Source organism: Microcystis aeruginosa NIES-843, from assembly GCF_000010625.1.
Taxonomy (GTDB): Bacteria; Cyanobacteriota; Cyanobacteriia; order Cyanobacteriales; family Microcystaceae; genus Microcystis; species Microcystis aeruginosa.
Genome location: NC_010296.1, coordinates 4,925,656 through 4,950,800, shown reverse-complemented (window position 1 = coordinate 4,950,800; position 25,145 = coordinate 4,925,656). Strand labels below are relative to the sequence as shown.

Genomic DNA, 25,145 nt, shown 5'->3' with positions numbered 1-25,145 from the left:
GATTTATGCCCCCCTATCGAACCATAACAAGTAACGAAGAGCCATAATTGCTGATTGTCGGTATTTCTGCAAATGTTAGATGCACCCTTCCTAATTCCTAATTCCTAATTCCCACTTCCCATTTCATAATTCCTAATTCCCACTTCCCATTTCATAATTCATAATTCATAATTCATAATTCCCTGATCAAGATGAATTTAGAAGCAATCATCCTAGAGGAAATTAAACAATCAGTAGCGGGTCGAATTAGCTTCGAGCGCTGGATGGATTTAGCTCTCTATCACCCCGATTATGGCTATTACACCTCTGGAAAAGTAGAAATTGGCTCAAAAGGAGATTTTTTTACTTCCTCGTCCCTAGGGGCAGATTTTGGCCAATTGTTGGCAGAGCAATTTGTCGAGATGGCGGAATTTTTGGGCAATTCCCCTGGATTTACTTTAGTGGAAGTGGGAGCAGGTTCGGGGATTTTAGCGAAGGATATCCTTGATTATTTAAGTGATAGCTATGCTGATTTTTATCAAAATCTCAGTTATATAATTATCGAACAATCTCAGAAACTCAGGGAAAGACAACAGGCAACTTTAGCGGGATATTCCCCGGTATCTTGGCAAAGTTGGCCGGATTTAGCCGATAATTCCCTTGTGGGTTGTGTGTTTAGTAATGAGTTAATCGATGCTTTTCCTGTCCATCGAGTTGTGATCGAGTCGGGAGAATTACGAGAAATTTATCTGGGATTGGGGGAACCTTTTCAGGAGATTATCGGAGATTTATCCACCGACAGAATCAAAGACTATTTTGATTTAGTGGGGATAAATATTCCTTCACCACTTTATCCGGAGGGTTATCAAACCGAGGTAAACTTATTAGCTTTAGACTGGTTAGAAACCGTTAATCGGAAACTCGATCGAGGTTATATCTTAACCATAGATTACGGTTACACTGCCGAAAAATATTATCATCCCCAAAGAAGTCAAGGAACCCTACAATGTTATCGACAACATCAGCGTCATGATCATGCTTATTTGTGGGTGGGAGAACAAGATATTACCACTCATGTGGATTTTACCGCTTTACAACGTCAAGGGGAGAAATTAGGCTTAAAAAATCTCGGTTTTACTCAGCAAGGATTATTTTTAATGGCTTTGGGATTAGGGGATAGATTAAAGGAACTTTCTCAAGGAAAAATCGATATATTAACTATATTTCAGCGCCGAGATGCCTTACATCAATTAATCAATCCCACTGGTTTAGGAGGATTTGGAGTGTTAATTCAGGGGAAAGGAGTAGAAGAAAGAATACTTAAGGGATTAAGTAAATAACAAAAAAAAAGGGCTGAATGCTGTTAACTTTCAGCCCCAAGAAATAATTAAGCTCCTACGGATTCTTTAGCCGCATACATTACCTCTAAAGTTATTTCACCAATACTTCGCTCCCGGGCGAATTTTTCGGTATTTCGTTTGACTTTCCCCCGCACAAAACCGGGTATTTTCTGCAATTCTGCCGTCGCTTCCTTATTCCAATTTAGGTCAGAATCTGCCGAAATACCTTTAGTAATTACCTCTTTTGTATCATGACCACCGAATATCTCTAATAGGTGATCTTCCATACCCAAAGTAAAGGAATTATAGACCAAATCGGCGATCTGATTAGTGCCTTCGTAACCTAAGAAAGGTTTATAACCGAGGGGGAAATTTTGGATATGAATAGGTGCGGCAATGACTCCACAGGGAATATCTAAACGTTTGCCAACGTGACGTTCCATTTGAGTACCAAATATCGCCGCTGGTTCTAATCGAGCAATAGCATCTCCTATCGCGCCATTATCATCACTAATTAACACTTCATCGCAATATTCACTCACTTGTTCCCGGAACCAATCCGCATCATACTTGCAATAAGTACCCGCTAAAACCACATGAATTCCCATCTCTCTGGCGAGAATTTTTGTCATAGCGGCTGCGTGGGTATTATCACCAAAAACCACCGCTTTTTTCCCCGTTAAATTCTGACAGTCAATGGAACGAGAAAACCAAGCAGCTTGGGAGATATGCAGAGTTTGTTCATTGATAAAATCTTCGTAATCTACTGCTGCACCTTGGGGATTAATTACCTCTTGGATTTTGCGAATACAGCGCGCTGTTTCCACAACTCCCATGGGGGTAATATCAACGTAGGGCATAGCGAATTCACTTTCGAGATATTTGGCTGTCATTAATCCCACTTCTCGATAGGGAACCAGATTAAACCAAGCGCGGGGCAGATTTTTTAAGTTGTCCACCGAGGCAGCTTCGGGAATAATTTCGTTAACTTCAATGTCCAAATCTGCCATTAACCGCTTTAATTCCGTGCGATCATGTTGGTTATGGAAACCGAGGGTGGTAATACCGATAATATTAACCGAAGGTTTAGGGGTTTTCTCCGAGATAATTTCCCCTTTTCTTTGGGCCTTATCGAGATAATATTTGATAATTTGATAGAGGGTTTTATCGGCCGCTTGTAGTTCATTATAGCGATAGTGGTTAACATCGGCCAGCAGCACATCCCCCTCGGCATCCTGTCGCGCTCTTTCGACAAAGTTTTGTAAATCCTCTTGGAGAATGCTGGAGGTGCAGGTGGGGGTTAAAACGATTAAATCGGGACTTTCTTCGCGATCTTTGCGAACAATATTATCGACGACTTTTTCTTGGGAACCCCGGGCTAAAACATTACGATCGACAATACTAGCAGTGACGGGGGTAAAATTACGCTCCCTTTCCAACATCGAGCGCATGACGTTAAAATAATCGTCTCCCAGAGGAGCGTGCATGATAGCATGAACATTTTTAAAGGAACTGGCGATCCTTAACGTGCCAATATGAGCGGGACCCGCATACATCCAATAGGCCAATTTCATAGAGGGTTCTCCTACAGTCAGACTTTTTTGATTGTCTCAGACTTTACCGATTTAGGAGTGAACACTTAACGGAAGATTACAAAAAGTCCCCATGCAGATTAAGTATCTTTTTGGGGAAAAATGACACAAATATTAATATTAACTTTTTTAACAATTTATGTCATTAGGGCAAAAATTTCTTTACCGACCGCTTGGTAACAAAGCCAACCGAAATTAGACCGGGGGTCGGGATAATCTTTGACGATGACTCCCTTTTCGGCCGCTCGTTCAAAAGCGACTAAACGGGGAATTTCTCGCTTAAATAGCGGTAATTTTGCTTCTTCTAGAGCTTTCCGCGCTTCCCGTCCTGTTTTTGTCCGTGAATCCACTTGGGTTAACAGAACTCGATAATTATCGGTCATCGTGGACAGCAATTCTGCCGCTTTAATGGTGACATCGATATCGAGATGATTGGGAGTGGTGGGTAAAATTAATAAATCGCTGCCCTGAGCTAAATCTTTTAACTCGTCTGGCTCCGGCCGGGCCTGGGTATCGACGATAATATGAGTGTATTGTTTCACCAGTCCCGTCGCTCCAGCTTGGGACGCTACCATAAAAGGAAGGGTGTCTTCCCGGGACCAATGGAGAGCCGAACGATTTTTATCCGCATCGATCAATAAGGTGGGCGCTTTTTCCTGAAAATAGGCGGCCAGATGAATCGATGTGGTGGTTTTCCCGACCCCTCCCTTCAGTGCTACGACGGAAATAATCATGAACGGCTCGATCGAATAAGTGAGTATTTTCTAGTGTAATCCCAGACGGACTGAAAACCGTTTAAGTTTCCCCCCAGAAAGGCTATCAGTCAGGATTCTAGATTTTTGAGCCTGGCTCTCTCGATATTTTGGTGTAATGTGTTCGTTAATGTGATTTTGGGCTGATACCCTCCCTTAGATAACGATAACTTTTGCCGCTTTAACGCACACATCTATTATCTTGGCGAATATCCCAACTACCATCAACGCGGAATAAAAATAAACAGCGTTTGTCGGGTGTACCGGAAGCAATTAAAGTAATTCTGCCTAACTGTCCCCAAGAACCGCCTAAACCCCCCTTTGTATCGGCCCAACTAGCGCGATAAATTGTACCTTGATTACCCACAGGTCCACTAACTCGGCGTAGGGTAGAATTATTAGTATCGATGCTAACGCCGCGAGTGATGGGAGTCCAATCGGTGACATTTTCACATTCGTCCCCTTGCACTTTTGCCACTTTAATCTGTTCGGTTTCACTTTCTGCCATGCACAAAGATAGGGGATAAGAACCTTCTCCCATGGCTTGATAACGGGTATTTTTCCACTGTTGTGATATTTCAAAGGTGGCGATATTTAAGCGAATCCAAGCCATTAAACGCTGATAAACAGAAAGGGCAATGGTTAAGAGAATTCCTAATAAAATTATGGTAACTAACATCTCGACTTGAGTTAAGCCAGAGGTGGATTTTTGTCGATTAAAAAGCTGTAAATTGCGAAAAAAATTGAGAGAAAGGTCAAAGATATTCATGAGCCTAATCTTGCCTTTTTATTTTCAATAAATTATGTAATTAACAAGGAGCAACAATTAATTTGCTCTAGGATAATCCACATAATTTCTTGCTGTTATTACGGATAAGATTGACGGTGATCGCTATTTTTTTTCTGATACTAGCAAAAAAAGTTATTTTTAGGCAAAAATGAGCTAAATAAAAGCAATTTTGTAATTTTTGGGGTCAATTCAGTTTATTTGCCCTGTTTATATAGCCAAATGTCCCGCTAACGAATAAATCCCAATTGTCGTCTGGCCTCAAATAATCCGATGGCCACACTAACGGAAAGATTTAAACTTCTCACCCCCGGTTCCGCCATGGGAATATAAACCGTGTCATCGCACTTATTTAATAAATCTGCCGGAATACCGTCGGTTTCACTGCCAAAAAGTAGCCAATCTCCGCTTTGATAGCTGTATTCCACATAACTACTGCTGCCGCGCACAGTAAACCCGATCGCCCTTCCGCCGCTCTTTTGTTGATAATCACAGAAGTCATTAATTGTCAAGTGGTACATAAGTTTTACATAAGGCCAATAATCTAAGCCGGCGCGCTTCAGATAGCGATCGCTAATTTCAAAACCCAAGGGACCAACTAAATGCAATTCTGTCCTCGTTGCGGCGCAGGTACGGGCAATATTCCCCGTATTTGGCGGAATTTGCGGATTGATTAAAACCACTCGTAAAATTGCTTCAGTCATCAGTTATCAGTTATCAGTTATCAGTTATAGTCATTTCAAATAAGTGTGAGACGAGGGAAAAATAAGGTAAAATCAAGAGAAACGAGCAACCCATACAGAAAAATGTCTTATAGCCTAGACTTGAGAAAAAAAGTAATCGATTATGTAGAGAATGGGGGAAGCATAACCAAAGCCGCCGCTCTATTTAATATAGGAAGAGCGACGATATATAGATGGCTAGGTAGGGAAAAACTGGAAGCAACAAAGGTAAAACACCGTCAGAGAAAGCTGGACTGGAAAGCACTGTCAAAAGATGTCCAAGAAAATCCCGAGGCAAGATTAAGAGACAGAGCCGAGAAATTTGGAGTGAGACCAAGTGCCATTTGCTATGCCTTAAAAAACATGAAAGTTACCAGAAAAAAGAAGGAACTTCGTTATAGAGAAAGAAACCGAGAAGAAAGAATGAAATACTACAGAGTGCTGAGAGAATTGATTAAAATATATGGAAGTGAAAGCCTTGTATTTATTGATGAGTCAGGGTTTGAAGAATTTCAAGCCTGTTTTTATGCTTGGTCAAAAAAAGGGAAGAAAGTCTTTGGAGATAGACAAGGAAAACGAGGAAAAAGAGAGAACCTTGTCGCTGGTAGAAGAAAGGGAAAAAAAGACTTTATTGCACCGATGGTATTTACGAGAAGCCTGAATGCCGAAGGTTTTGAAGGGTGGTTATCTTTATATTTGTTGCCCTCTCTAACCATAACATCAGTATTAATTATGGATAATGCACCAATTCATCGGAAGACAGTCATTAAACAACTGGTAGAGGAAGCAGGTCATCAGGTCGTGTTTTTGCCAAAATACTCTCCTGATTTAAATGATATCGAACATGATTTTAGTGCATTAAAGAGGGCAAGAATGTATGCTCCTGTGGGGACACCCCTTGATGAAATTATTCGTACTTATTGTGTCGCCTAGTGTCTCGTTCTTATTTGAAATAACTATATCAGTTGACTGTTTACAGCAAAAAACTCCCCACCTCTCAATTGATAATTCATAATTTATAATTTATAATTCCCACTTCCCATCTCCCTTGGGTGAGGACTAACTATACTGGATTCTGCCCCACCCTAGTCAAACTTATTTTAATTTAATTGGGATAACTATCCATACTCAACGGAACTAGATCGCCATAGATCGTCAAACCTAACAACATTGTTTCATTAGCGGGGATTAATTTGCCTGTAAGAGCGCAAATCTCATTTTTTCTAGCTGTAGCGTTAAATACTGCCCTTATATCGGTGGCACAAAACTGAGGTCGATAATCTCCTGATTTTTGCTGAACGAAATTCCATAAGACATCGCGAATGAGTGCTTGATAACCTTGATTGCCGGAAATCTCTTTCAGCTTGTCTTTGAGGACTCTTTCCAGACGAATGCTGGTGACTTCCATCTCGGTAGTGGTGGTGCGTGTGATTGTCCGCATAATTTTTTTTCTCCCAAATACTAAAACCTATTGGTGTTACAAGTGTAGTATAAGAAAGATACCTTTAACAAGCACAACCGGCGAAACCATCACCTCTTTTGCTCTTTTTATTTTTGTCTCATGCCTATTTTTCTCATTTTTGAACTCTCGAAAATTAATTAAGTAGGGAGGCACAATTATTTGTAGGATGGGTTAGCGGTAGCGTAACCCATGCGGGCGTTGGGTTTCATGCTTCAACCCAACCTACGTTCATCTTATATTTAATTCCACCCACCCACTTATGTAACAAGTCCACTGTTAATCCAGTGAGAGTCGAGCATAAACAGCGATCATATTGATCAAATAATAACTATTCTTAATATACCCAAACCCCTAGAAAAAATTGTTATTGTTCCTCAGATTGACAATAGATCTAATTGTCTCCCCTGTAGGTCTTTAACCCTGATATTTTCTTGAGAATCTCTGGATAAATCTAAAGCTTTAATCACCTCTTTTGCCACTGCTTTTACCACGGGAATAGCCACAGAATTACCGAACTGTTTATAAGCTTGGACATCGCTGACAACAATCTGAAAACTATCGGGAAATCCCTGTAATCTTGCCCACTCTCTGGGAGTCATTCTGCGGACAAATAATTTATTTACTTCTCCCTTAATGCGAGTAACGGGAGTAAAATTAGTCAGTCTTTGATCGATAACTAAATTTCTTTCTTTTCCCATACCTCCCACCACAATAGCATTAGCGATACCATCGGTAGAAATAATCTCATAACCGAAACCATTACCTTTATGTTGGTGTCTAGCTTTGTGTTTAAACAAAGTTTCTAAATACTGATTAGAGAGATAATATTTAACGCTGACTTCCTTTTCTTCTAGGATATCTTTGAGACAAGTTTCTTGATGGGTTGGTTGAGGATAGGAAAAATGGTAAATATTCAAATCCTCTCGAAAACCGACGATAAAAATTCGGGGACGGTTTTGAGGAACCCCAAAATATCTGGCATTTAAAATCTGGGGACTAGGGACAAAATAATGCAAATCCTTTTCTAGTATATCTAAAATAGTTTTTAAAGTTTTACCTCGATCATGGTGGACTAAACCCTGGACATTTTCTAAGATAAAAGCTTTCGGTTTCTTTTCGTGTAGTATCCGGGCAACTTCAAAAAATAAGGTTCCGCGTGCATCTTCAAAACCGTGTTTTCTGCCGGCGATACTAAACGCTTGACAGGGAAAACCGCCGCACAGTATATCATGATCGGGGACAGTTTTTGCCTCTAATTTTCTGATGTCTTGATTATCGGGTAAATGACCATAGTTAGCCAAGTAAACCTTTTGGGAGTGAGGATCGATTTCCGAGGAAAAAACGCATTGACAACCGAGATTCTCTAGGGCGATTCTAAATCCTCCTACACCGGCAAATAAATCAATAAAAGTCCACATATTTTATCTATTCTAAGCTTTAGTTTTGATCCCTGAGACGATATTAAACCGGCTATCTTAGATTTTAGTATAAATGCTCGAATCTTTCTCGCCACTTCCCCCCGCAACGCGCACGAAGTGGTCTCCCCACTCCCCTATCTCCCCATCTCCCCTGTCCGCGTAATTTTTTTCTCCCAAATACTAAACAGATTGATGTTACAAGTGTAGTATAAGAAAGATCCCTTTAACAAGCACAACCCAGAAACCATGACCTCTTCTGCTCTTTTTATAGCAGTTATCCTAAATGATGAGGTAGGAAGTTTTCCTTTTGGGGAGTCGGTCGTCAGCAGTCGATACCAAATCAGTTTACACTTCGTCTTGATAAGAAACGCCATAAGTAGCCGACGATAAATCCGACATTCCCCACATCTTCATATACTTTTATATATTTTTACATTCCCCAAGATGTTTTGACGAAAAAGCTTCATTGTAGAAACTACTATTGAGAACATTTTCAATAATTGATTTTTTCTGAGAAAAAAAATTACAATTCTTCACCTTGAGCAAAATCAATCATTGTAGCTATAGTCCCTACTAAGTATCTAAGCACAATTAATTACACATCTAACCCACATTCCGCACCCTAGTCGTTGAAATCAAAAGTTGCTCTAGCCCTTGTATAGTAAGACTTTTAGCGATTACTAAGAATTATGAAGTGTCACACTCTAGTCAGCGATCGCCAGCTTAATGAGAGTTGATCTCAATAATTTGGTATCAGAGCTATCAGATTTTTAGGGCTAATTGTGCGTCTGCTGGGCAAACAAATTAGCCTGTAATTCAGAGCCGGCAATCGTTTTGACGATTTAGATAAAATTTTCAATGTGACAGTTGAGGGTGCGGAATGTGGGATCTAAGCCACTACTCCGTCAGACTTCTGATGTGAGGAAACAGTGAACTGAAAACTCAAATCCGATCCCTAATAGCTGTATCCCGTCTCCTGTCTCGGAGTCTCCTGTCTCCTGTCTCGGAGTCTCCTGTCTCGGAGTCTCCTGTCTCGGAGTCTCGACTAGGAAATTAATTTTGCACGACTACTTACCTGTTAGCTGCGGTGAAAAAATGGGAATACTAAGGGATGTAGTGGGTTGTACAGTCTTTACTGGCTCTATTCCATGTCATTAGCAAACAAGAAACTTCAGACCAAGCTGCCTTCCTTTGCCCAAAAGTTAGTGCAATCGGGTTATACTACCCTAGAGGAAATCGAGCGCGTCATGGCTGATGAATTAACTTTACCCTCCCTCTCTGCTGCCAATAATCCTGAGATTCCCTCGGATGTTTTCGGGAGAATCGAGGCGATCGAGCAGTTATTACAGGCTCTCAACCGTGAATTACAGTCACTAAAGCGGGAAATTAGCCTAAATTCGCCCACAGCTTCCCCTGAGAGCGCAAATCCGACTATTCTCGACCAGGAGTTGCCTGATTTGACTAATCCAGTCCTTCCTTCCCGAAACTGGTCATCGGACAAGGAAACGATCGTTTTCGCTGCCCCTGTTTATGAGGAGTTAACCGACCCCGGCGATTGGGAACAGTTAAAACGGGAACTAGACCAGAATCAAGACCTGATCGCCTCCTCGCAAGTCGATACTTCTTTTCCTTCCGTCCTCGATCCTTGGTCCTAGTCGGGTAAAATGCTGGGGAAAAGAATTAAAATTTAACCTGGGCAATATTTGAGGACTAAAAAGGAATGACCACAGAATTAGAAACCAAAAAAGTTACTCCTACTCGCTGTTTGGTTGGTGCGGCAATTTCGGCAGCATTGGGGACAATTCTCTATTATCTCACAGCAGCGATCGGTCATTCTTTTTACTCAAAACCAATGGTTGCTCACAGTCCGATCGCCTTGAGAATTGGCAGTGCTGTCCGCACTTTAGTTTTTGGTTTAGCTTCTCTAGGAACCTTTATTTTTGCTTTTGTCACCATTGGTTTAATTCTTTTGGCTATCCAATTACTGCTTAAACGCCCTCAACAAACATAAATTATGAATTATGAATTGGAAGTGGGAAAGTGGGAAAGTGGGGAGCTTTTCAGTGATCAGTAAACAGTAAACAGTGAACTGATAACTGATAACTGATTAACGGACATTTTGAGCGGTAAAATCTTCGATGAGTTGTTCTAAAGCGGCCGAGGAGGCGCGGGTAATCAGAAAACATCGAAACTCTTGGCCTTGACTGAGATATTGGGAATAGGCCGCCTGTAAAAAAGGTTTATAGCCGGGGTTTTTGCGAATATACACCTCAAAAAAGGCCAAAGATAGGGAATGGGCGTAACTATCGATCACATAGGGTGCGGGCAGGGTAAGATCGGCTACGGATTCGATCGCTTCGTTAATTCCCGCATCTAGTACCGAAAAATCGACGTGAGCTTGACCTTCAATCAGAGCTAAATATTTATTTTCGGTGTTGAGCAGGGGAAAAGAGCGCACCTGTTCAAAAATAGCGGGGGTAGCGGGATCGTAGGTTCCTGCCGCTACAAAAGTGGGAATTTCGATCTTAGCTAGTCCTTTAGCCCCGAAAATACTCCAATTAAACGGATTAACCGCAAAAATCGCTTTGATTCTCGGATCGCGAAAGTTGTATTCTTCTCGGGGTAAATCCAAAGCACGACACTGGAGCAAGAGGGAGACATTGAGAAAAGCTAATCTTCTTTGGCAGTCCCGTTGTAAATTCTCGAAATCGATCGTCGCTCCACCCACGGCTAAGGCTGTATAACCGCCGAAGGAATGTCCACCAACTCCCACATTATCTACATCTAATTGCCCCTGAAATTCCCTTGCGTTGCGTCTTTGCAATTCATCGATCACAAAAGATATGTCCAATGGACGATTGACAAATTCGTTGCTATCAAAAACCATCCGCGATAAACCGGCGAGCAGATTCTGCACCTGTAGGGTATCACTGCCGGGGTGTTGGGGCATGGCGACGAGATAACCGTAACTAGCCAAGTGTTCCGCTTGTCGGACAAAATCTTCAGGACGAGAAGCTAAACCGTGGGAAAAGACAATAACGGGGGTTTTCTGGGTTAATTGCCCCTTGGGTTTGACAATGATCAGATAAAGTTCCCTCTGACGACGGCTATCGGTTAAATCCAGCCGCATTTGTTCTACTTGTTGCGGTCCCGGTTGTCGGGGGTCGGTCATGGCGGTAAAATTAATTTCACTGGCCTTTTTAGCTTCTTCTAAGGATAATTGCGCCACCTTTTCCGTGAATACTGTGGTCGCTTTCAGGACGATATTGATCGCCCGGGCTAATCTTTGCACTTTTGTCACATCAATCTGCATATTAGTGGGCAGATTACGCAGCAGGCTAAGAATAGTTACCCCTTCCGGTTCAAAAGCTGATTTAACTAGGGCAGAACGCAGGGCAAATTTACCATTAATACCCCCTTGAATGGTGATCAGTTCCCCTAAAAGATTGAGAATATCTTCCCCCATTCTGGTGTTAAAAAAGCGCGAGATCAGGACGGGATTAATTTCTTTACTTGTGGTTAAAGCTTGGCGAAATTCTCTTTGTTGTTCGGGTGTGGTATTACCTAAATATTGTCTTAGATTAGCGTCAATTCTGCCAGTCTCGACAAACTTTTCTAGGGAACTAATTTCTAGGGTACGACTAAAGGGCGGTAAGATAAAAGTGATTCTCTCGGCCGAGAGGACAGGAAAGCTAGTCAGTATCGTTCCCAAGCAACCAAGAGCGATCAAGCGACCAATTTTAGCTAATTGCAACAAGTTTTTCGGCTCCTTTTCTTTCTGCGATCCTATTCCCTCTGGATTATAACAGTAACCTTTCAGTTTTTAACCGTTTTCTTGCTTGACTATCAACAAAAATTATCAATTTGCCACGGTCGATAATCTTGACCTAGAATAAGTACCTAGGCAAAATTAATTACACATATCTCACTACCTCTTGCATGAGTGCATGAGTGCCTATCCTAACCAAGAAATTAATTTTCCACGACTACTTAATAGGCAACAAGTCTCGAAAATTTCCATCTTGCCGATTTCAAGCTACCTAACCGATCACCGGTCATGATTTAAGGGTAAAAATGCCAAAGTTGCCACTACTTTCACCCCAAATTCTTCCTCAAAAACAGGTTTTTTATAGTCTAAACTCCACAATTCTAAAGCACAATCATCTTCAGCATTATTGGGAAAAAGATGCAGATGTAGGGTTCTATATTCAGGATCATACTTACATTCAATCTTTTTAATCGCTCCTATTTGTCGCCGATCTAAAGCTACAGCCAAGCGCAGTATAGCACTTAAATGTCTGACCATATACTGATAGTATTCAGTTAATTTCATAAAATCATCGTGCCTTTTCTTCGGCTTACTTTTGCGATGATAACGAGCGATATTAGCGATCACTTCTAACTCTATTTCCGTATAGCCCAACAGTTCACCATTACGAATTAAATAATAGGAATGTTTATGATGGGCAGCATGACTAACATATAAACCACTATTATGCAGTATAGCCGCCGCCCATAATAAATCTTTAGCTTCCTGATTCCAAGAATGTAATTGTGCTTGAGTTTGCTCGAACAAAGACAGGGAAAATGCCGCTATTCTCTCAGCAGATTCTAAATTAACTTGATACTTTTTCGCTATTTTCAAGACACTGCGCTGACGGATTTCACTCTGATAAAGTAACCGATTATCAATTAACCCGTGCGTCAGCATCCAATCGACGATTACCCCTTCTCGCAAGGCCCTTTCACAGAGAACTAACTTATCAACATCTAACATGGTCATCGCTTCCAAAAGCACGATCGAACCGGCTAGAATTATCTCGGCCCGTTTATCGGACATCCCCAGAATTGCCAGTCTTTGGTGATAGTCCAAAGTGGCGAAACGTTTGACTAATTCTTTGACATCTTTGCGGGTTAATTGATAGCCATTTAAAGGATTGGGAATTTCCCCCAATTTCTCCAAAGCATGGATAGTCATCAAAGTTTCGATCGTCCCAGAAGTTCCCACTAAACGCGGCACTTCTCCCAGCTGTAAATGATGTTTAATTTCCGACCCTGCCCGCTCTAACATTCCGCGGGTGTATGCTCTTAAATAGGCTAATTCTGTGGGACTAATGGGATCGGTAGTGATTAAATCTTGGCTCAAACGCACCGCGCCGATTTTGGTACTACTAAGAAAGCGAATTTCTTGACTATCAGCTAAGATTAATTCTGTGGAACCACCACCGATATCGATAATAATATGGGCTTGATTTTGGAAATCCATTCCCGAGACGACACCGAGATAAATCCGGCGCGCTTCCTCCTGTCCGGAGATGAGATTTACAGAAATACCGACTTCTTTCTCGATTAAAGCCAAAAATTCGTCGCCGTTGGTCGCTTCCCGGGTGGCGCTAGTGGCAACGGCAATAATCTGATCCGCCTGGAGACTAATAGCCAGATCGTGACAGCGTTTTAAAGCGGCGATCGCTCTTTCCATGGCCACTAGGGTTAATTTACCTGTTTTCCTATCTCGATCGCCCAGACGGACTGTATCCTTTTCTCTGGCAATAATCGTAAAAGCAGGTAAAGACGGTTCAATTGCCACTACTACCATGTGAACCGAATTCGTACCAATATCGATCGCCGCTAGGATTTGGACATCGGAGGCTTTTGCCTGGGGCGCTAGTCCCCGATTGGGTATAACTTGATTAGAAATATTCACCATCGCTTATCAGTGATCAGTTACCAGTCGGGGGATAGGGGTTAGGGAAAAGGGCAAATAACCTTATTTGGCATCGGGATGTAACTCCGCCGCCTCTGACACCCGATTGATCGGGGTTGGTCTTATTATCCCTCTAATTGCCCGCCTCGGCGCCGCAATTTTAGCTTTGTATAGCAGTTATCTTATTCGTCAATATACAATTTTCGCTGCTCCAGGGCCAATTGCCGGAATTCTCCCTCCCCAAATTCTCCCTCCCTGGGACGGCGCTCTCGATCGCACTCGACTAAATAGATATAATCACAATCAACCCCTTCTAAATTGGTATTTTCGGCGATTTTCCAAGCTTCGATACAAGCACCCGTCAAGGTGGCTCCCTGTAAATTGGCTCTCATCACGTTACTATGGGCTAAATTTGCCCCTTCTAGATTAGCGTAGGCTAAATTTGCCTCGCTGAAATTTGCCCTAGTCAGGTTGGCATTTTTGAAGTTAAACCCGTAAAGATTCAGTCCGCGAAAATTATAGCCAATATAAGCTTTATTTTCCCCTTGACCAGTAACCAGAAGATTTCTCATCGCAACTTCGTCCAGAATTGTCTTTTCCCAGCGCGCTCGCTCGATGCCCGATACCAGATAAAATCGAGTTCTAGTTAAATCTTTTGCCCTTAAATCAGTGGCTTTTAACTGCGCTCCCGTGAAATCAGCTTCTTGCAGATTTGCCCCGCAAAAATTTGTACCTTTACTGGCTAAAAAAGCAATTGCCATGAATTTAGTGATCGTTTCTCTCGATTCTTCCAGGGATAACCAGGCTAGATAAGCGGTGAATAAAGTAACACAAACCCCAACAATCAAAGCTATAGAAAAAGTTACATTCATCACGGCTATCCCTGCTAATGCTCCTTGAAAAGCTAGTATAATTACTATCAATAAAGTTAAAATTAAGCTGATAAAAATTGCTAGGATAAAACTTATTTTTTGGCCAGAAATCAAGGATAAAACTAAGGGCAATCCCCCAACTCGTTGACGATAAAATATTCCGTAAATTAGAGATAAAATCGTGATTATTACCGCACCAATGATTTTAAATTCGGTTACATCTGTCACCAGCATTAAAGCTAGATAATAACCGGCTAATCCCCACAGACAGCCGCAGATAGCCGCTATTAACCAAGAAATTAAAATTAATTGTAGCCGACCGCGCTTTAGTAATCCTGCCCTAGCCTCAGTAAATTTAGTTCCCTCTAAAATAGCTCCTTGAAAATTAGTACCACGCAGATCTGCTTGACTAAAATTAGCCCCCGATAAATTCTTTCCTTGAAAACACTGTCCTTTTAATTTTACTCCTTTAAAATTGCGTTTCCCTTTGGCATATAAATCCAGTACCTCACTTGCTTTCATAAGACCTCTTGCAGAAATCAAAAATCGTTTTTAGGGTTAGGAGTCAGTAGCCAGTAGTCAGTAGTCAGAAGAATTAAGAATGAATGGTTCTTCGTTACTTGGTATGGTTCGATAGGGGGTCATAAATCGACTAAATCCTTATCTGGTAAGAGACTTAATTGATTAGTTCGCTCTAGATCAAAAATAATTGACAAAAATCGCTAAATGCCTTTCTATATAAGGGTTCCATCCCTTATAACCCCCGTCCATTGCATAACAATTACCGAAGAGCCGAATGAATAATAATCAATTAAATGGTCTATTGGCAGATTTTAGGCTATTTAATCCTTATTTTTGCCGTTTTTGAACCATGAAAAATTAATTATGCAGGAGGTTTATAGAAATTACGGAGATCTGTTTTTTGCTTGATTGATTAACTTAATTCATAACACCTATTATCTTTTTAAAATTGGCTGTGGTTATTTTTTGGCAATTTATACTAAATCGGTTTTTATACTAAATCCGTTGAGTATAGGCTAAATATCATCAGGATAGGCAAGGGGCAAGAGTAGGAATAGATAATCAGTCTGTAATAACCGGATTTAGTGGGATACAGATTTAACTTAACAGACCCCCGGGGATGAGGGACTTTTTTAGGGGCAATCCACGGCAAAAACAGCCCCTAAAACTGATTATTGACCCGGACTCGGTGCTTCTATCGGGGACTCTGGGGAAAGGGGAGTCGATTCAACTATTGGCGGTGGGGCCGGAGGTTGGAGAATATTGCGCCAGCCTTGCATTTGGGAGCGAGCCGAACTGTAAGCGGTACTTTCCGGGGATACGGATTCAGCAAGGCGAATAGCTTCCAGATAACGACCATTATTAGCTTGGTCCGTGGCTAAAGACAAAAGCTGATAACTCCAACGTTCCAGCAATTCAGTCCGTTGCACACCCGCATCGGTTTTAGTGGAAATATTGGTAACTAAAGCAATCGCCTGGGTTAAACCTTCTGCGGTTCCCGTCGCCGCTAATTGATTAGCCTGTTGGAGATTTTGACGGGCCCGCAACTCTCGGCGCCAACGACGGATATTTTGGGAAGCTTCCGAGGAAAGAGTGCGACCGGGGGGAATTTGATTGGCAGTTTCGATCGCTGTGCTATAGTCTTTGAGATTGGCCAAAGCTTGAGCCTGATCTAAAATGGGTTGATCCTCCATGCGTTCAATCCGCACTTGCCAGTCGCGAATTTCCCTTTGGGCATCTCGGTATAAGGCCCGATTCTTAGCGATTGCCCGCGCCTGAATAATAGCGTTACTGAGGGAATTAATATCGCCGGGGAGAGCGATTTCCTGCGCCCGTTCTAAAATCGGCCGGTCTTCAATCACTTGTATTTGACGATTCCAAGAGGCAATTTCCTGCTGTGCTTGCGACCAGAGGGGGTTATTACGGGGAACCTCGCCCGCTTTCGCGATAGCGGTGCTATACTGCTCGATCGTACCTGCTTGTGCTAAATCTCTAGCCTCGGACAGTATTCTTAGATCCTGTACCTGTAACTGCCAGCGCTCCCTCATAGCTAGGGCCGTTTGATGGAGAGGTCGAGAAGCGTCGATTTGTTCTAGTCCCAGTATGCCAGCTTCCAATCCCTCCACCGTGCCGGCTTCCGCATCTAAGGCCGCTGTGGACAAGACAGACCAATCGGTGATATCTTCTTTAATTTTGAGGTCTTCAGGGCTTTCGTTAGCCAAATCCCGGAGAGCTTGCCATTGCTGCCGCTCAATTAATCTTTCGGCGTATTCTTTTAGTTTATCCTCGGTTTTCCCGATTAATTTTTGTGCCTCCTGATAGGCATAACTGCTGGCTGGAATTTTTCTAGCTTCTTCGATGACTTTCAACCAATTGTCGAGACCGCCCCGGTTAAAGAGATTAAAGGCATTATCTAATTTACTGCTATCTTCCCGGGCAACGGTAATTTTAGCGATCGCTTCATTATATTTAACCGTTGCCCAATATTCGTTATTTAAGTTCAATAATTCTACTGCCAGACGGAAAGATTGATTCCAGTTGGAAGCGCGGAGATTTTCCTCTAGTTTGCTTAGGATATCGTTGCCTTCCGTCCAAGTTCCCTGCCACTTAGCGATTCTTTCTTCAATAATTGCAGCTACTGCCATATTATTGGGGATTTGACGAGCTTTAGCGACCGCTTCCTCTAAATTTCCCGCTTGATAGTCTTTTTCCGCCAAATTCAGGATATCTCGCGCCCATTCTTCCACCTGTTGATTAACTTGCGATCGCAAGGGATGGTCTTCGGGTAAAGCTTCCACTAGGGCAATTGCTTCGAGTAAACCTGGCACGGTGCGACTATCGGCGGAAAGTTGAGCGCAGTAGAGACGCAGGGAGGCAGAAGCGATGGGCCAGAAGATTTTGGGGCAATTGGGCGACTTCTGCATATTTAATAACTGCCAAGTGGCGAGAAAGCCAACACCGCCAAAGACCACCACAAATAAAGCCGCCCAAACTTTCCAAGTGAAACGATGCTGGTATCGGTACCAAAAGAGAAAAAGAAAAGACTTAGTTTTTTCTGGCCAACGAGTCAGGGAGTCAATCGATTCTCGTTTGACTAGATTTTCGGTTAATTCTTTTCCTTTAGACATTCACTACTCCCCGGCAGATATTTTAGATAGATTTTACCCTAATGGCGCTCATTGCCCAACTTCTCAGCAAGATTCAGCTTGTAGGGACTCGACTAATTCGATTAATTGTCTCTCGTTGGCATTATACACTTCCCGACAAAACTCACAGATGGCTTCCGCTTGTTTATCCTTTTCGATGATGTCTTTTAATTCATCGACACCGAGGAATTTTAAAGCTCCTAGGGCCCGTTCAAAAGAACAATCACAATCAAAACGCAGCATCTGCACAGCCGGAAAAATTTCTAGACCCATATCTCCGAGAAGTTCCTGAAAAATATCTTCTAGTCCTTTTCCTGCCCGTAAAAGGGGCGTAAATCCCGTTAATTTTCGCAATCTCGACTCTAAACGAGCCACCAAGACCTCATCCCGGGACGCTTCTTTAGAGAGAACTTGTAATAAAATTCCCCCGGCTGCCGTCACTCCTGTGGTCGTACCGACAAAAACCCCCACTTGCAAAGCGGAGGGAATTTGTTCCGATTGGTCCAGGTAGTAGGCGATATCTTCCCCCACTTCCCCAGAAACTATCTCGACGATGCTTTCTTGAAGTTCATTTCTCCCCTCGCCTTTTTCTTCCCGTAAGACTCGCACATAACCCTTGTCACCCACGGCGCGACCCACATCTAATTTACCCTGAGCATTGGGGAGTAATTCCACCTGGGGATAGTCCACATAACCCCGCACCGTGCCATCGAGTCCCGCATCAACTAAAACACCGCCTAGGGGACCATCGCCTTTAATGCGAATATTGACCCTAGAACCGGGTTTTTTTAAACTGGAAGCCAAGAGTAAAGCCGATGCCATCGTGCGACCGAGAGCGGCGGTGGCTACGTTAGATAATTTATGTCTTTGGCGGGCTTCTTCGGTTAAACGAGTGGTAATCACTCCTACTACTCTAATTCCGCCATCGGCGGCCGTGGCGCGGATTAATTTATCTGCCATACTACTTACTGTTATCCTTGGAAAACGCTGTCCCGATTTTTAGTTATTCTTTAACTAACTTAACAAAAATTATCAGACAACAATATGTTCGGCAATTTTCAACAAAGTCAGCTGCGTATCGAAATCTCGGCCAGTGAACAGGCTATCCGGGATAGTTTGCTCAAAACTGCTCATCTCCGTCAATGGCTGTGGCCGCAAATGCTCTCGCCCAATCTACCCGATAAATTAGAGGAAGGCTTGACTTTTACCTCTTGGTTAGGTTTAATTCCCGTACAACATCAGGTTTTATTGGCCAATGACCAGTGTTTACGCTTGCTTTTGAGTCAAGGTATCGATGGCTATCACGAATGGTATTGGGGCGATGGTTGGTTACAATCGCGGTTAGAAGGCATTTCCCTCCTTCCCCTCAATCTCGGTCAAACTCTCAGTTTATTAAAATTACGACTATTTTTGAGCAATCAAAAGTTAGAATTGAAGGATTTAGAAGTGGCTGGTAAGTAAATCGCACTTTAAAAACCCAATTATCGATTGTCTCTCCCCGCTGCTCACTCTCCCACACCGGGAGATTGGCCGCACCATGCAAGTCCGAGACTAATGACAGGGTAAGAACGGGGGTCTTCCCCCGACATTTGAGATAAAATCGATCTAGTTAAAAATTTAATTCCGAAACTATGTTCGACGCACTGGCCGATCGCTTAGAAGACGCATGGAAAAAGTTACGAGGTCAAGATAAAATCTCCTCGGCCAACATACAAGATACCCTAAAAGAAGTCCGGCGGGCTTTACTGGAAGCAGATGTTAACCTACAGGTAGTCAAGGGATTTATTGCTGAGGTCGAGAAACAAGCCCTCGGCGCTGAAGTGATTTCCGGAGTCAATCCCGGTCAGCAATTTATCAAAATTGTCTATGATGAATTAGTTAAAATTATGGGGGAAAGCAACGTTCCCCTAGCCCAGGCCGATAAACCCCCCACCGTAATTTTAATGGCCGGGTTGCAAGGGACAGGAAAAACCACCGCCACCGCCAAATTAGCCCTATATCTCCGCAAACAGTCCAAAAGCTGTCTGATGGTGGCCACCGATGTTTACCGTCCGGCGGCCATTGACCAATTAATCACCCTCGGTAAACAGATAAATGTTCCCGTCTTCGAGATGGGTTCTCAGGCTAATCCTGTCGATATCGCCCGTCAAGGTGTGGAAAAAGCCAAAGAATTGGGCGTAGATACCGTTATCATCGACACCGCTGGTCGTTTGCAGATAGATACCCAGATGATGGGCGAACTAGCACAAATCAAGAAAATTGTCAAGCCCGACGACACTTTATTAGTGGTGGATGCGATGACTGGTCAGGAAGCGGCCAGTCTTACCAACACTTTTCACCAACAAATCGGCATCACGGGGGCAATTCTCACCAAACTTGATGGCGATACTCGCGGTGGTGCGGCCTTATCAGTGCGGCAAATATCGGGACAACCGATTAAATTTGTTGGGGTTGGCGAAAAAGTAGAAGCTTTAGAGCCATTTTATCCCGATCGCCTTGCCAGTCGCATCCTCAATATGGGTGATGTCCTGACGCTAGTGGAAAAAGCTCAGGAACAGTTAGACCTAGAAGACGCGGCTAAAATGCAGGCCAAGATTTTAGAGGCTAAGTTTGATTTTAATGACTTCCTCAAACAGATGCGGCTGTTAAAAAATATGGGTTCCCTGGGGGGAGTCCTCAAGTTAATCCCCGGTCTAGGCAAACTGAGCGGGACAGACATCGAAAAGGGCGAAAAAGAGTTAAAACGCACGGAAGCGATGATTAATTCCATGACCACGGAGGAACGCGCTAACCCCGATTTATTGGCTAAGTCTCCTAATCGTCGTCGTCGCATTGCCAAAGGTTCGGGACATCCGGAAACGGAAGTTACCAAACTAATTACTAATTTCACCAGAATGCGATCGATGATGCAACAGATGGGACGGGGACAAATGCCCGCTATGCCGGGGATGCCCGGGATGGGTGGCGGAATGTTTGGGGGTGGCAATCAACCGGGGTTCCGCGGTCAGGGTGGCAGCCCGAAAAAACCGAAGAAAATCAAGAAAAAGAAAGGTTTTGGCGATTTATAGAGGCTAAAAATGTTGAAATCCAGAGCTTAAACTGAGGTTTCTACCATCGGCTAATTTTATCTCTTTCCCCGGGACGATTTGACCGATTATCGCCCCCTCTTCCCCCACTTTCTCCAGCAATTCTCTGGCACTGTCCGGGGGCAAACACAAAACTAATTCAAAGTCTTCACCGCCGTATAAAGCCCATTCTAGAGCTTTTTCGGCTCCTACATATTCTTTCAGGGTTGGATGCAGGGGAATCCTCTCGATTTCAGCACCAACCCCACTACAGCGACAAATTTGCATGATGGCATCTGCTAACCCGTCACTGCTATCCATGCCGGCGATGGGAAATTGCTTGACAATTTTTTGTAAATGTGGTATGCAATCGAGTCTCGGTCGCGGCCGTTGATGAGCTTGGATTAATCGCTTTTTTTGGGCGGAATTTAAATTCCTCCCGGTTTCAGGGTGAAAGAGTAACTCTAATCCGGCCCGCGATAAACCGTGATAACCAGTAATAACGATACTATCGCCAACTTTTGCGTTAAAACGTCTAATTTCTTCATTTTTTGCCACTTGTCCCAGGGCAGTGATGCTGATGTTAATCTCCGTGGCCCGACAGACATCGCCACCAACGATCGCCGTCTGATATACTTGCAGACAAGAGCTAAGACCCCGATAGAGTCCTTCTAGCCAATCGATGGCTAGATCGGGAGTTAAAGCCAATCCTACCGTAATTCCCAGGGGTTCTGCCCCCATAGCCGCTAAATCGGATAAATTAGCCGCCGCCGCTCGCCAGCCCACATCTTCCGGAGAGGTGGTAATATCGCTAAAGTGGACGTTATTAACTAAAACATCAGTGGTGACGACGAGAGAATAACCATCCTTGAGGCATAAAATCGCCCCATCATCACCGATAATCTCCGCAGGACAATATTTTTGCAGAATCGGTAGCAATCCCTGTTCACCCAAATCTTTAACGGTTAAATTCATAATTTCTGGGAATTGAACGATGCAGCTTCTAAAAAGTCTTTAGTTAGGGTCTGCTGAAAAAGTTTTTCGGTGGGGGCAGGGTGTGGGGTGTGGGGTGTGGGGTGTGGGGTTTTACCGGTTTTGAGGTGGCCAATTACCTAATTTTCAGGGAAAAAGTACCTGAATTTTCCCCCTGATCACTCCCATACCTGGTACTTTTTGATTGACAAAAAGTCTAAAAGTCTTACCCAACAAGGTTTTTAGATTTATTCAGCATACCCTAGTTAAGAGAATTGGCGCTGATTTTTTCGTAGGCGCGATCGATAATTCCCCGACCGCGCAGAAAGCCGGTATTAGCTCCCGGACAAAGATAGGAGAGGGTTTCCGGGCTAAAACGGTCTAAAATGGACTTTTGCGATCGCAATTGCCGCGGCCAGTGGAAAGTTTTCGCGGTCTGTAGGGGTCGCGGTTGACCCTTGGTGTCGGGGAGAAGATGACGACCGGTAAATAAAACCCCCCCGTGATGGTGCCAGTAGAGACAGGAGGAGCCGGGAGAATGGCCGGGAGTCCAAAAACCGCTACAAGTAGGAGATAACTGGATTTGCTGCTGAAAAACGGTAATTTGACGGTGAGGAAGCAGATAAGCTTCCTGTTCCTGTAGAATAATCTCACAATCAAGTAAACTTTGCAGAGAATCGCTCTGTTTCCCCTGACCCCCGCGATGGGTAAAAAATAGGTAACGGACTCCTTTTTCTAGGAGAAAATCTCGCTCGCTCTCGTCACAACTAGGACAATCCACCAGAATATTACCAGTATTTTCTACAATAAGATAAGAGGTTCCCCCTAGGGTTTCCCGATTAGGCGAGAAAGCGTATAAACCTTCTAGAATTAATCGAGGGGGTTTTGTGGTTTTGCTAACCTCTAAAGGAGACGATTCGGTTTCCGATCGCATGGTTTGCCTATCCAAATCACAATCAATGCGGTTTACAATTTAGCACGATCGATGACCGGGCTGGCTGAAATTAGCCGCCTTTTACTCAAGAGAAAAGAGCCGATATGGAAATGTGGTTGTTATTAGGGATTCTGGGCGGTTTCACCTATTTTATCGTCAAGCGTAGCGTGGCCAAAATCACGACAACACCAATTTGGTTAATTTGGTTAGTCCTGATGACTCCGGCTCTTATTTGGACCGGCTGGACGTTAATCTATGGAGAGGATACCCCCATGCCGGCATTTTTGCTGATCGGTCCTTTTGTGATCTGCCCTTTTTTGTATTGGTGGCTAGTACAAATGGGTCGGGTTACTCCCCAAGAAAGCCCCCCATCACCAGCGGAAACAGCGAATTTAGTCCTAGAAAATATTGATAATCCTGCACCTAAAAGTGATTTAAAACCGATCACTGCTGAAGAGGAAAAATCCCTACGAGATTGTTTTCCTTGGGGAATTTATTATCTGCAAAATATCGATTATCGTCCCCAGGCAATTCTCTGTCGGGGCAAATTGCGAGCAGTTCCCGAAGAAGCTTATCAAGTGATTAAAAACAATGTGGAAAAGGTTTTTGGTGATCGCTTTTTATTGCTTTTCCAAGAAAGTTTTCAGGGACAACCTTTTTTCGCTCTTGTGGCTAATCCCTGGCAGCAAAAAACAGAAACTATAGAAACTGAAAAAGTTACTCGCCCCTTTCTTGCCCTGGGTTTATTGTTATTAACTATCTTAACCACCACAGTGGTCGGTGCGGGATTAAGTGGCATTACCACCCAACAATTAGAAAATAATTCTAGTTTATTATTGCAAGGTTTACCCTACAGTTTAGGCTTAATTGCTATTTTAGGACTGCACGAATTCAGTCATTATTTTACAGCAGTTAAATATAAAATTAAAACTACCTTGCCCTATTTTATCCCCATTCCTTTCTTCCTAGGCACCTTCGGGGCTTTTATTCAAATGCGATCGCCTGTACCCACCCGCAAAGCTTTATTTGATGTGGCGGTGGCCGGTCCTTTGGGGGGTATAATTATCGCTATTCCTCTACTGTTTTGGGGGTTGTACCTCTCGGAAATAGTTCCCCTAACTAATCAAAGCAGTTTATTAAATTTTCAGGCGTTAAATCCGCAGTTTTCTTTTCTCTTGTCTATCCTAGCTAAACTAGCCCTCGGCAGTAATTTAATCGCCGGAAAAGCGATCCATTTACATCCTTTAGCGGTAGCTGGTTATGTAGGAATTATCGTTACAGCCCTAAATTTAATGCCCGTGGGTCAATTGGATGGTGGTCATATTGTTCACGCCATGTATGGGCAGAAAACCGCCATAATTATCGGTCAATTAACTCGATTATTCATGTTTATTTTAGCCCTAGTGCAACCAGATTTTTTACTCTGGGCGATTATTCTCTTATTAATGCCAGTCAGCGATCAACCTGCTTTAAATGATGTCACCGAATTGGATAATAAACGAGATTTATTAGGTTTATTTTCCCTGGCTTTGTTATTAAGTATTTTGCTACCCCTTCCCGAAGCGGTGGCCCGTTGGTGGGGGATGTAAGCGACCGCATCAATCCACCTGAGTTCCGGGAAAATTATCGGTCAGTTAGGGGATAAAATCCCTATCTCCTACGTCAATGTGAGTTCGATGACCCTCACCCTCGATCACTTTAATCCACAAAGCTGAAGGCTGACAACTGATCACCGATCACTGATATATGGTTCTCAAGGCTAATTCTCGCAGAAAAAAGCGAGTTTCTCTGAAAGCGAAGTTAGGCAAATCTAGGTTAAAATTGCTGGCTATTCCGCTAATTTTGGCGATTTTAGGCTGGTTATACCACGATTTACGTCAGCAGTGGCTAAAACCGGAAGCGATTTTTGTTTTGGGAGGTCATGCCGATCGAGAACGTTTTGCGGCAAAATTGGCTAAGGAATATCCCGATCTACCGATTTGGGTGTCTTCCGGTAGTCCGCGACGATATGTGAGAAAGATTTTTAAAAAAGCGGGAATTCCCCCAGAACGTCTCCATCTCGATTACAATGCGCGAGATACTGTCACTAACTTTACTAGCCTAGCCGATCAACTGAAAGCCCAAGGTATTGATAGTGTCTATCTAGTCACTTCCGATAATCACATGAGAAGGGCGCGATTAGTGGGAGAAATTGTTTTTGGTAGTCGCGGAATTATGATTAAACCGGTGACTGTTCCCTCCCAATCACCCCCCGAACCCCTAGAAAAGTCCCTCAGAGACGGTTTTAGGGCAATATTATGGATAATAACCGGTTCTACCGGGGAATTTTGGCTAGAATCCGATTCTAGTCCCCATCTCCGATCAAAATAAAATTATCTT

At 43.2% G+C, this 25,145-nt stretch carries 21 protein-coding genes; 8 read left to right on the top strand and 13 right to left on the bottom strand.

Annotated features, from left to right (window positions below; genetic code table 11):
- Nucleotides 1-191 precede the first annotated feature (191 nt).
- On the top strand, nt 192-1,319 hold the full coding sequence (locus MAE_RS23410; RefSeq protein WP_012267726.1) for a class I SAM-dependent methyltransferase: 1,128 nt from the start codon (nt 192-194) through the stop codon (nt 1,317-1,319).
- 47 nt (nt 1,320-1,366) lie between these two features.
- Here MAE_RS23410 and bchB read toward each other — a convergent pair whose 3' ends face one another.
- The 4 genes from bchB to MAE_RS23390 form a co-directional block, all read right to left on the bottom strand.
- Nucleotides 1,367-2,893 carry a ferredoxin:protochlorophyllide reductase (ATP-dependent) subunit B gene (gene bchB / locus MAE_RS23405; protein ID WP_002796162.1) on the bottom strand — a complete coding sequence of 509 codons (1,527 nt, stop codon included), beginning with the start codon at nt 2,891-2,893 and terminating at the stop codon, nt 1,367-1,369.
- A 155-nt stretch (nt 2,894-3,048) separates the two neighbouring features.
- Complete coding sequence (locus MAE_RS23400; RefSeq protein WP_002740297.1) at nt 3,049-3,645, bottom strand: ParA family protein; 597 nt, start codon at nt 3,643-3,645, stop codon at nt 3,049-3,051.
- Nucleotides 3,646-3,844: 199 nt separating this feature from the next.
- A complete protein-coding gene (locus MAE_RS23395) occupies nt 3,845-4,432 on the bottom strand; it encodes a hypothetical protein (protein ID WP_012267725.1) in 588 nt (195 codons plus the stop codon).
- A gap of 248 nt (nt 4,433-4,680) precedes the next feature.
- The gene (locus MAE_RS23390) at nt 4,681-5,154 is read right to left on the bottom strand and encodes a tRNA (cytidine(34)-2'-O)-methyltransferase (protein WP_012267724.1); all 474 of its coding nucleotides are present in this window, start codon (nt 5,152-5,154) and stop codon (nt 4,681-4,683) included.
- Nucleotides 5,155-5,256: 102 nt separating this feature from the next.
- On the opposite strand from MAE_RS23390, the gene MAE_RS30875 reads away from it, so the two are divergent.
- Nucleotides 5,257-6,105, top strand: a complete 849-nt coding sequence (locus tag MAE_RS30875; RefSeq protein WP_012264307.1) for an IS630-like element ISMae21 family transposase — start codon at nt 5,257-5,259, stop codon at nt 6,103-6,105.
- A 172-nt stretch (nt 6,106-6,277) separates the two neighbouring features.
- On the opposite strand, the gene MAE_RS23380 is transcribed toward MAE_RS30875, so the two are convergent.
- Both MAE_RS23380 and MAE_RS23375 read right to left on the bottom strand, forming a co-directional pair.
- Nucleotides 6,278-6,613, bottom strand: coding sequence for a hypothetical protein (locus tag MAE_RS23380; RefSeq protein WP_002796156.1), 336 nt, complete (start codon nt 6,611-6,613; stop codon nt 6,278-6,280).
- A gap of 395 nt (nt 6,614-7,008) precedes the next feature.
- Nucleotides 7,009-8,052, bottom strand: coding sequence for a DNA cytosine methyltransferase (locus tag MAE_RS23375; RefSeq protein WP_012267723.1), 1,044 nt, complete (start codon nt 8,050-8,052; stop codon nt 7,009-7,011).
- A gap of 1,148 nt (nt 8,053-9,200) precedes the next feature.
- Here MAE_RS23375 and MAE_RS23365 point away from each other — a divergent pair.
- Nucleotides 9,201-9,707: a hypothetical protein gene (locus tag MAE_RS23365; protein ID WP_012267721.1), complete on the top strand. Its 507-nt coding sequence runs from the start codon at nt 9,201-9,203 to the stop codon at nt 9,705-9,707.
- A 65-nt stretch (nt 9,708-9,772) separates the two neighbouring features.
- Complete coding sequence (locus tag MAE_RS23360; RefSeq protein WP_002786666.1) at nt 9,773-10,063, top strand: DUF3082 domain-containing protein; 291 nt, start codon at nt 9,773-9,775, stop codon at nt 10,061-10,063.
- Between the two features lie 96 nt (nt 10,064-10,159).
- Here the strand turns inward: MAE_RS23360 and MAE_RS23355 are convergent, their stop codons facing one another.
- The 5 genes from MAE_RS23355 to hslO all read right to left on the bottom strand — a co-directional run bounded on the left by MAE_RS23355 (nt 10,160) and on the right by hslO (nt 18,755).
- Nucleotides 10,160-11,809, bottom strand: a complete 1,650-nt coding sequence (locus MAE_RS23355) for an alpha/beta hydrolase (RefSeq protein ID WP_002796153.1) — start codon at nt 11,807-11,809, stop codon at nt 10,160-10,162.
- Nucleotides 11,810-12,100: 291 nt separating this feature from the next.
- The gene (locus MAE_RS23350) at nt 12,101-13,759 is read right to left on the bottom strand and encodes a Ppx/GppA phosphatase family protein (RefSeq protein WP_012267718.1); all 1,659 of its coding nucleotides are present in this window, start codon (nt 13,757-13,759) and stop codon (nt 12,101-12,103) included.
- Between the two features lie 179 nt (nt 13,760-13,938).
- A complete protein-coding gene (locus MAE_RS23345; protein ID WP_012267717.1) occupies nt 13,939-15,150 on the bottom strand; it encodes a pentapeptide repeat-containing protein in 1,212 nt (403 codons plus the stop codon).
- Nucleotides 15,151-15,821: 671 nt separating this feature from the next.
- Entirely contained in the window at nt 15,822-17,777 is a 1,956-nt protein-coding gene (locus tag MAE_RS23340; RefSeq protein WP_012267715.1) for a hypothetical protein, read from the bottom strand.
- Nucleotides 17,778-17,840: 63 nt separating this feature from the next.
- Nucleotides 17,841-18,755 carry an Hsp33 family molecular chaperone HslO gene (gene hslO, locus MAE_RS23335; protein ID WP_002796148.1) on the bottom strand — a complete coding sequence of 305 codons (915 nt, stop codon included), beginning with the start codon at nt 18,753-18,755 and terminating at the stop codon, nt 17,841-17,843.
- Nucleotides 18,756-18,839: 84 nt separating this feature from the next.
- Between hslO and MAE_RS23330 the strand changes: the two genes are divergently transcribed.
- Complete coding sequence (locus tag MAE_RS23330; protein WP_012267714.1) at nt 18,840-19,256, top strand: hypothetical protein; 417 nt, start codon at nt 18,840-18,842, stop codon at nt 19,254-19,256.
- Between the two features lie 170 nt (nt 19,257-19,426).
- The gene (gene ffh / locus MAE_RS23325) at nt 19,427-20,863 is read left to right on the top strand and encodes a signal recognition particle protein (RefSeq protein ID WP_012267713.1); all 1,437 of its coding nucleotides are present in this window, start codon (nt 19,427-19,429) and stop codon (nt 20,861-20,863) included.
- Between the two features lie 3 nt (nt 20,864-20,866).
- Here the strand turns inward: ffh and thiL are convergent, their stop codons facing one another.
- Nucleotides 20,867-21,835: a thiamine-phosphate kinase gene (gene thiL, locus MAE_RS23320; protein ID WP_012267712.1), complete on the bottom strand. Its 969-nt coding sequence runs from the start codon at nt 21,833-21,835 to the stop codon at nt 20,867-20,869.
- A gap of 259 nt (nt 21,836-22,094) precedes the next feature.
- On the bottom strand, nt 22,095-22,766 hold the full coding sequence (locus MAE_RS23315; protein WP_012267711.1) for a hypothetical protein: 672 nt from the start codon (nt 22,764-22,766) through the stop codon (nt 22,095-22,097).
- Nucleotides 22,767-22,870: 104 nt separating this feature from the next.
- On the opposite strand from MAE_RS23315, the gene MAE_RS23310 reads away from it, so the two are divergent.
- Together MAE_RS23310 and MAE_RS23305 are read left to right on the top strand one after the other, a co-directional pair.
- Complete coding sequence (locus MAE_RS23310) at nt 22,871-24,355, top strand: site-2 protease family protein (RefSeq protein ID WP_080507050.1); 1,485 nt, start codon at nt 22,871-22,873, stop codon at nt 24,353-24,355.
- Between the two features lie 157 nt (nt 24,356-24,512).
- Nucleotides 24,513-25,136, top strand: a complete 624-nt coding sequence (locus MAE_RS23305) for a YdcF family protein (RefSeq protein ID WP_012267709.1) — start codon at nt 24,513-24,515, stop codon at nt 25,134-25,136.
- Nucleotides 25,137-25,145 lie beyond the last annotated feature (9 nt).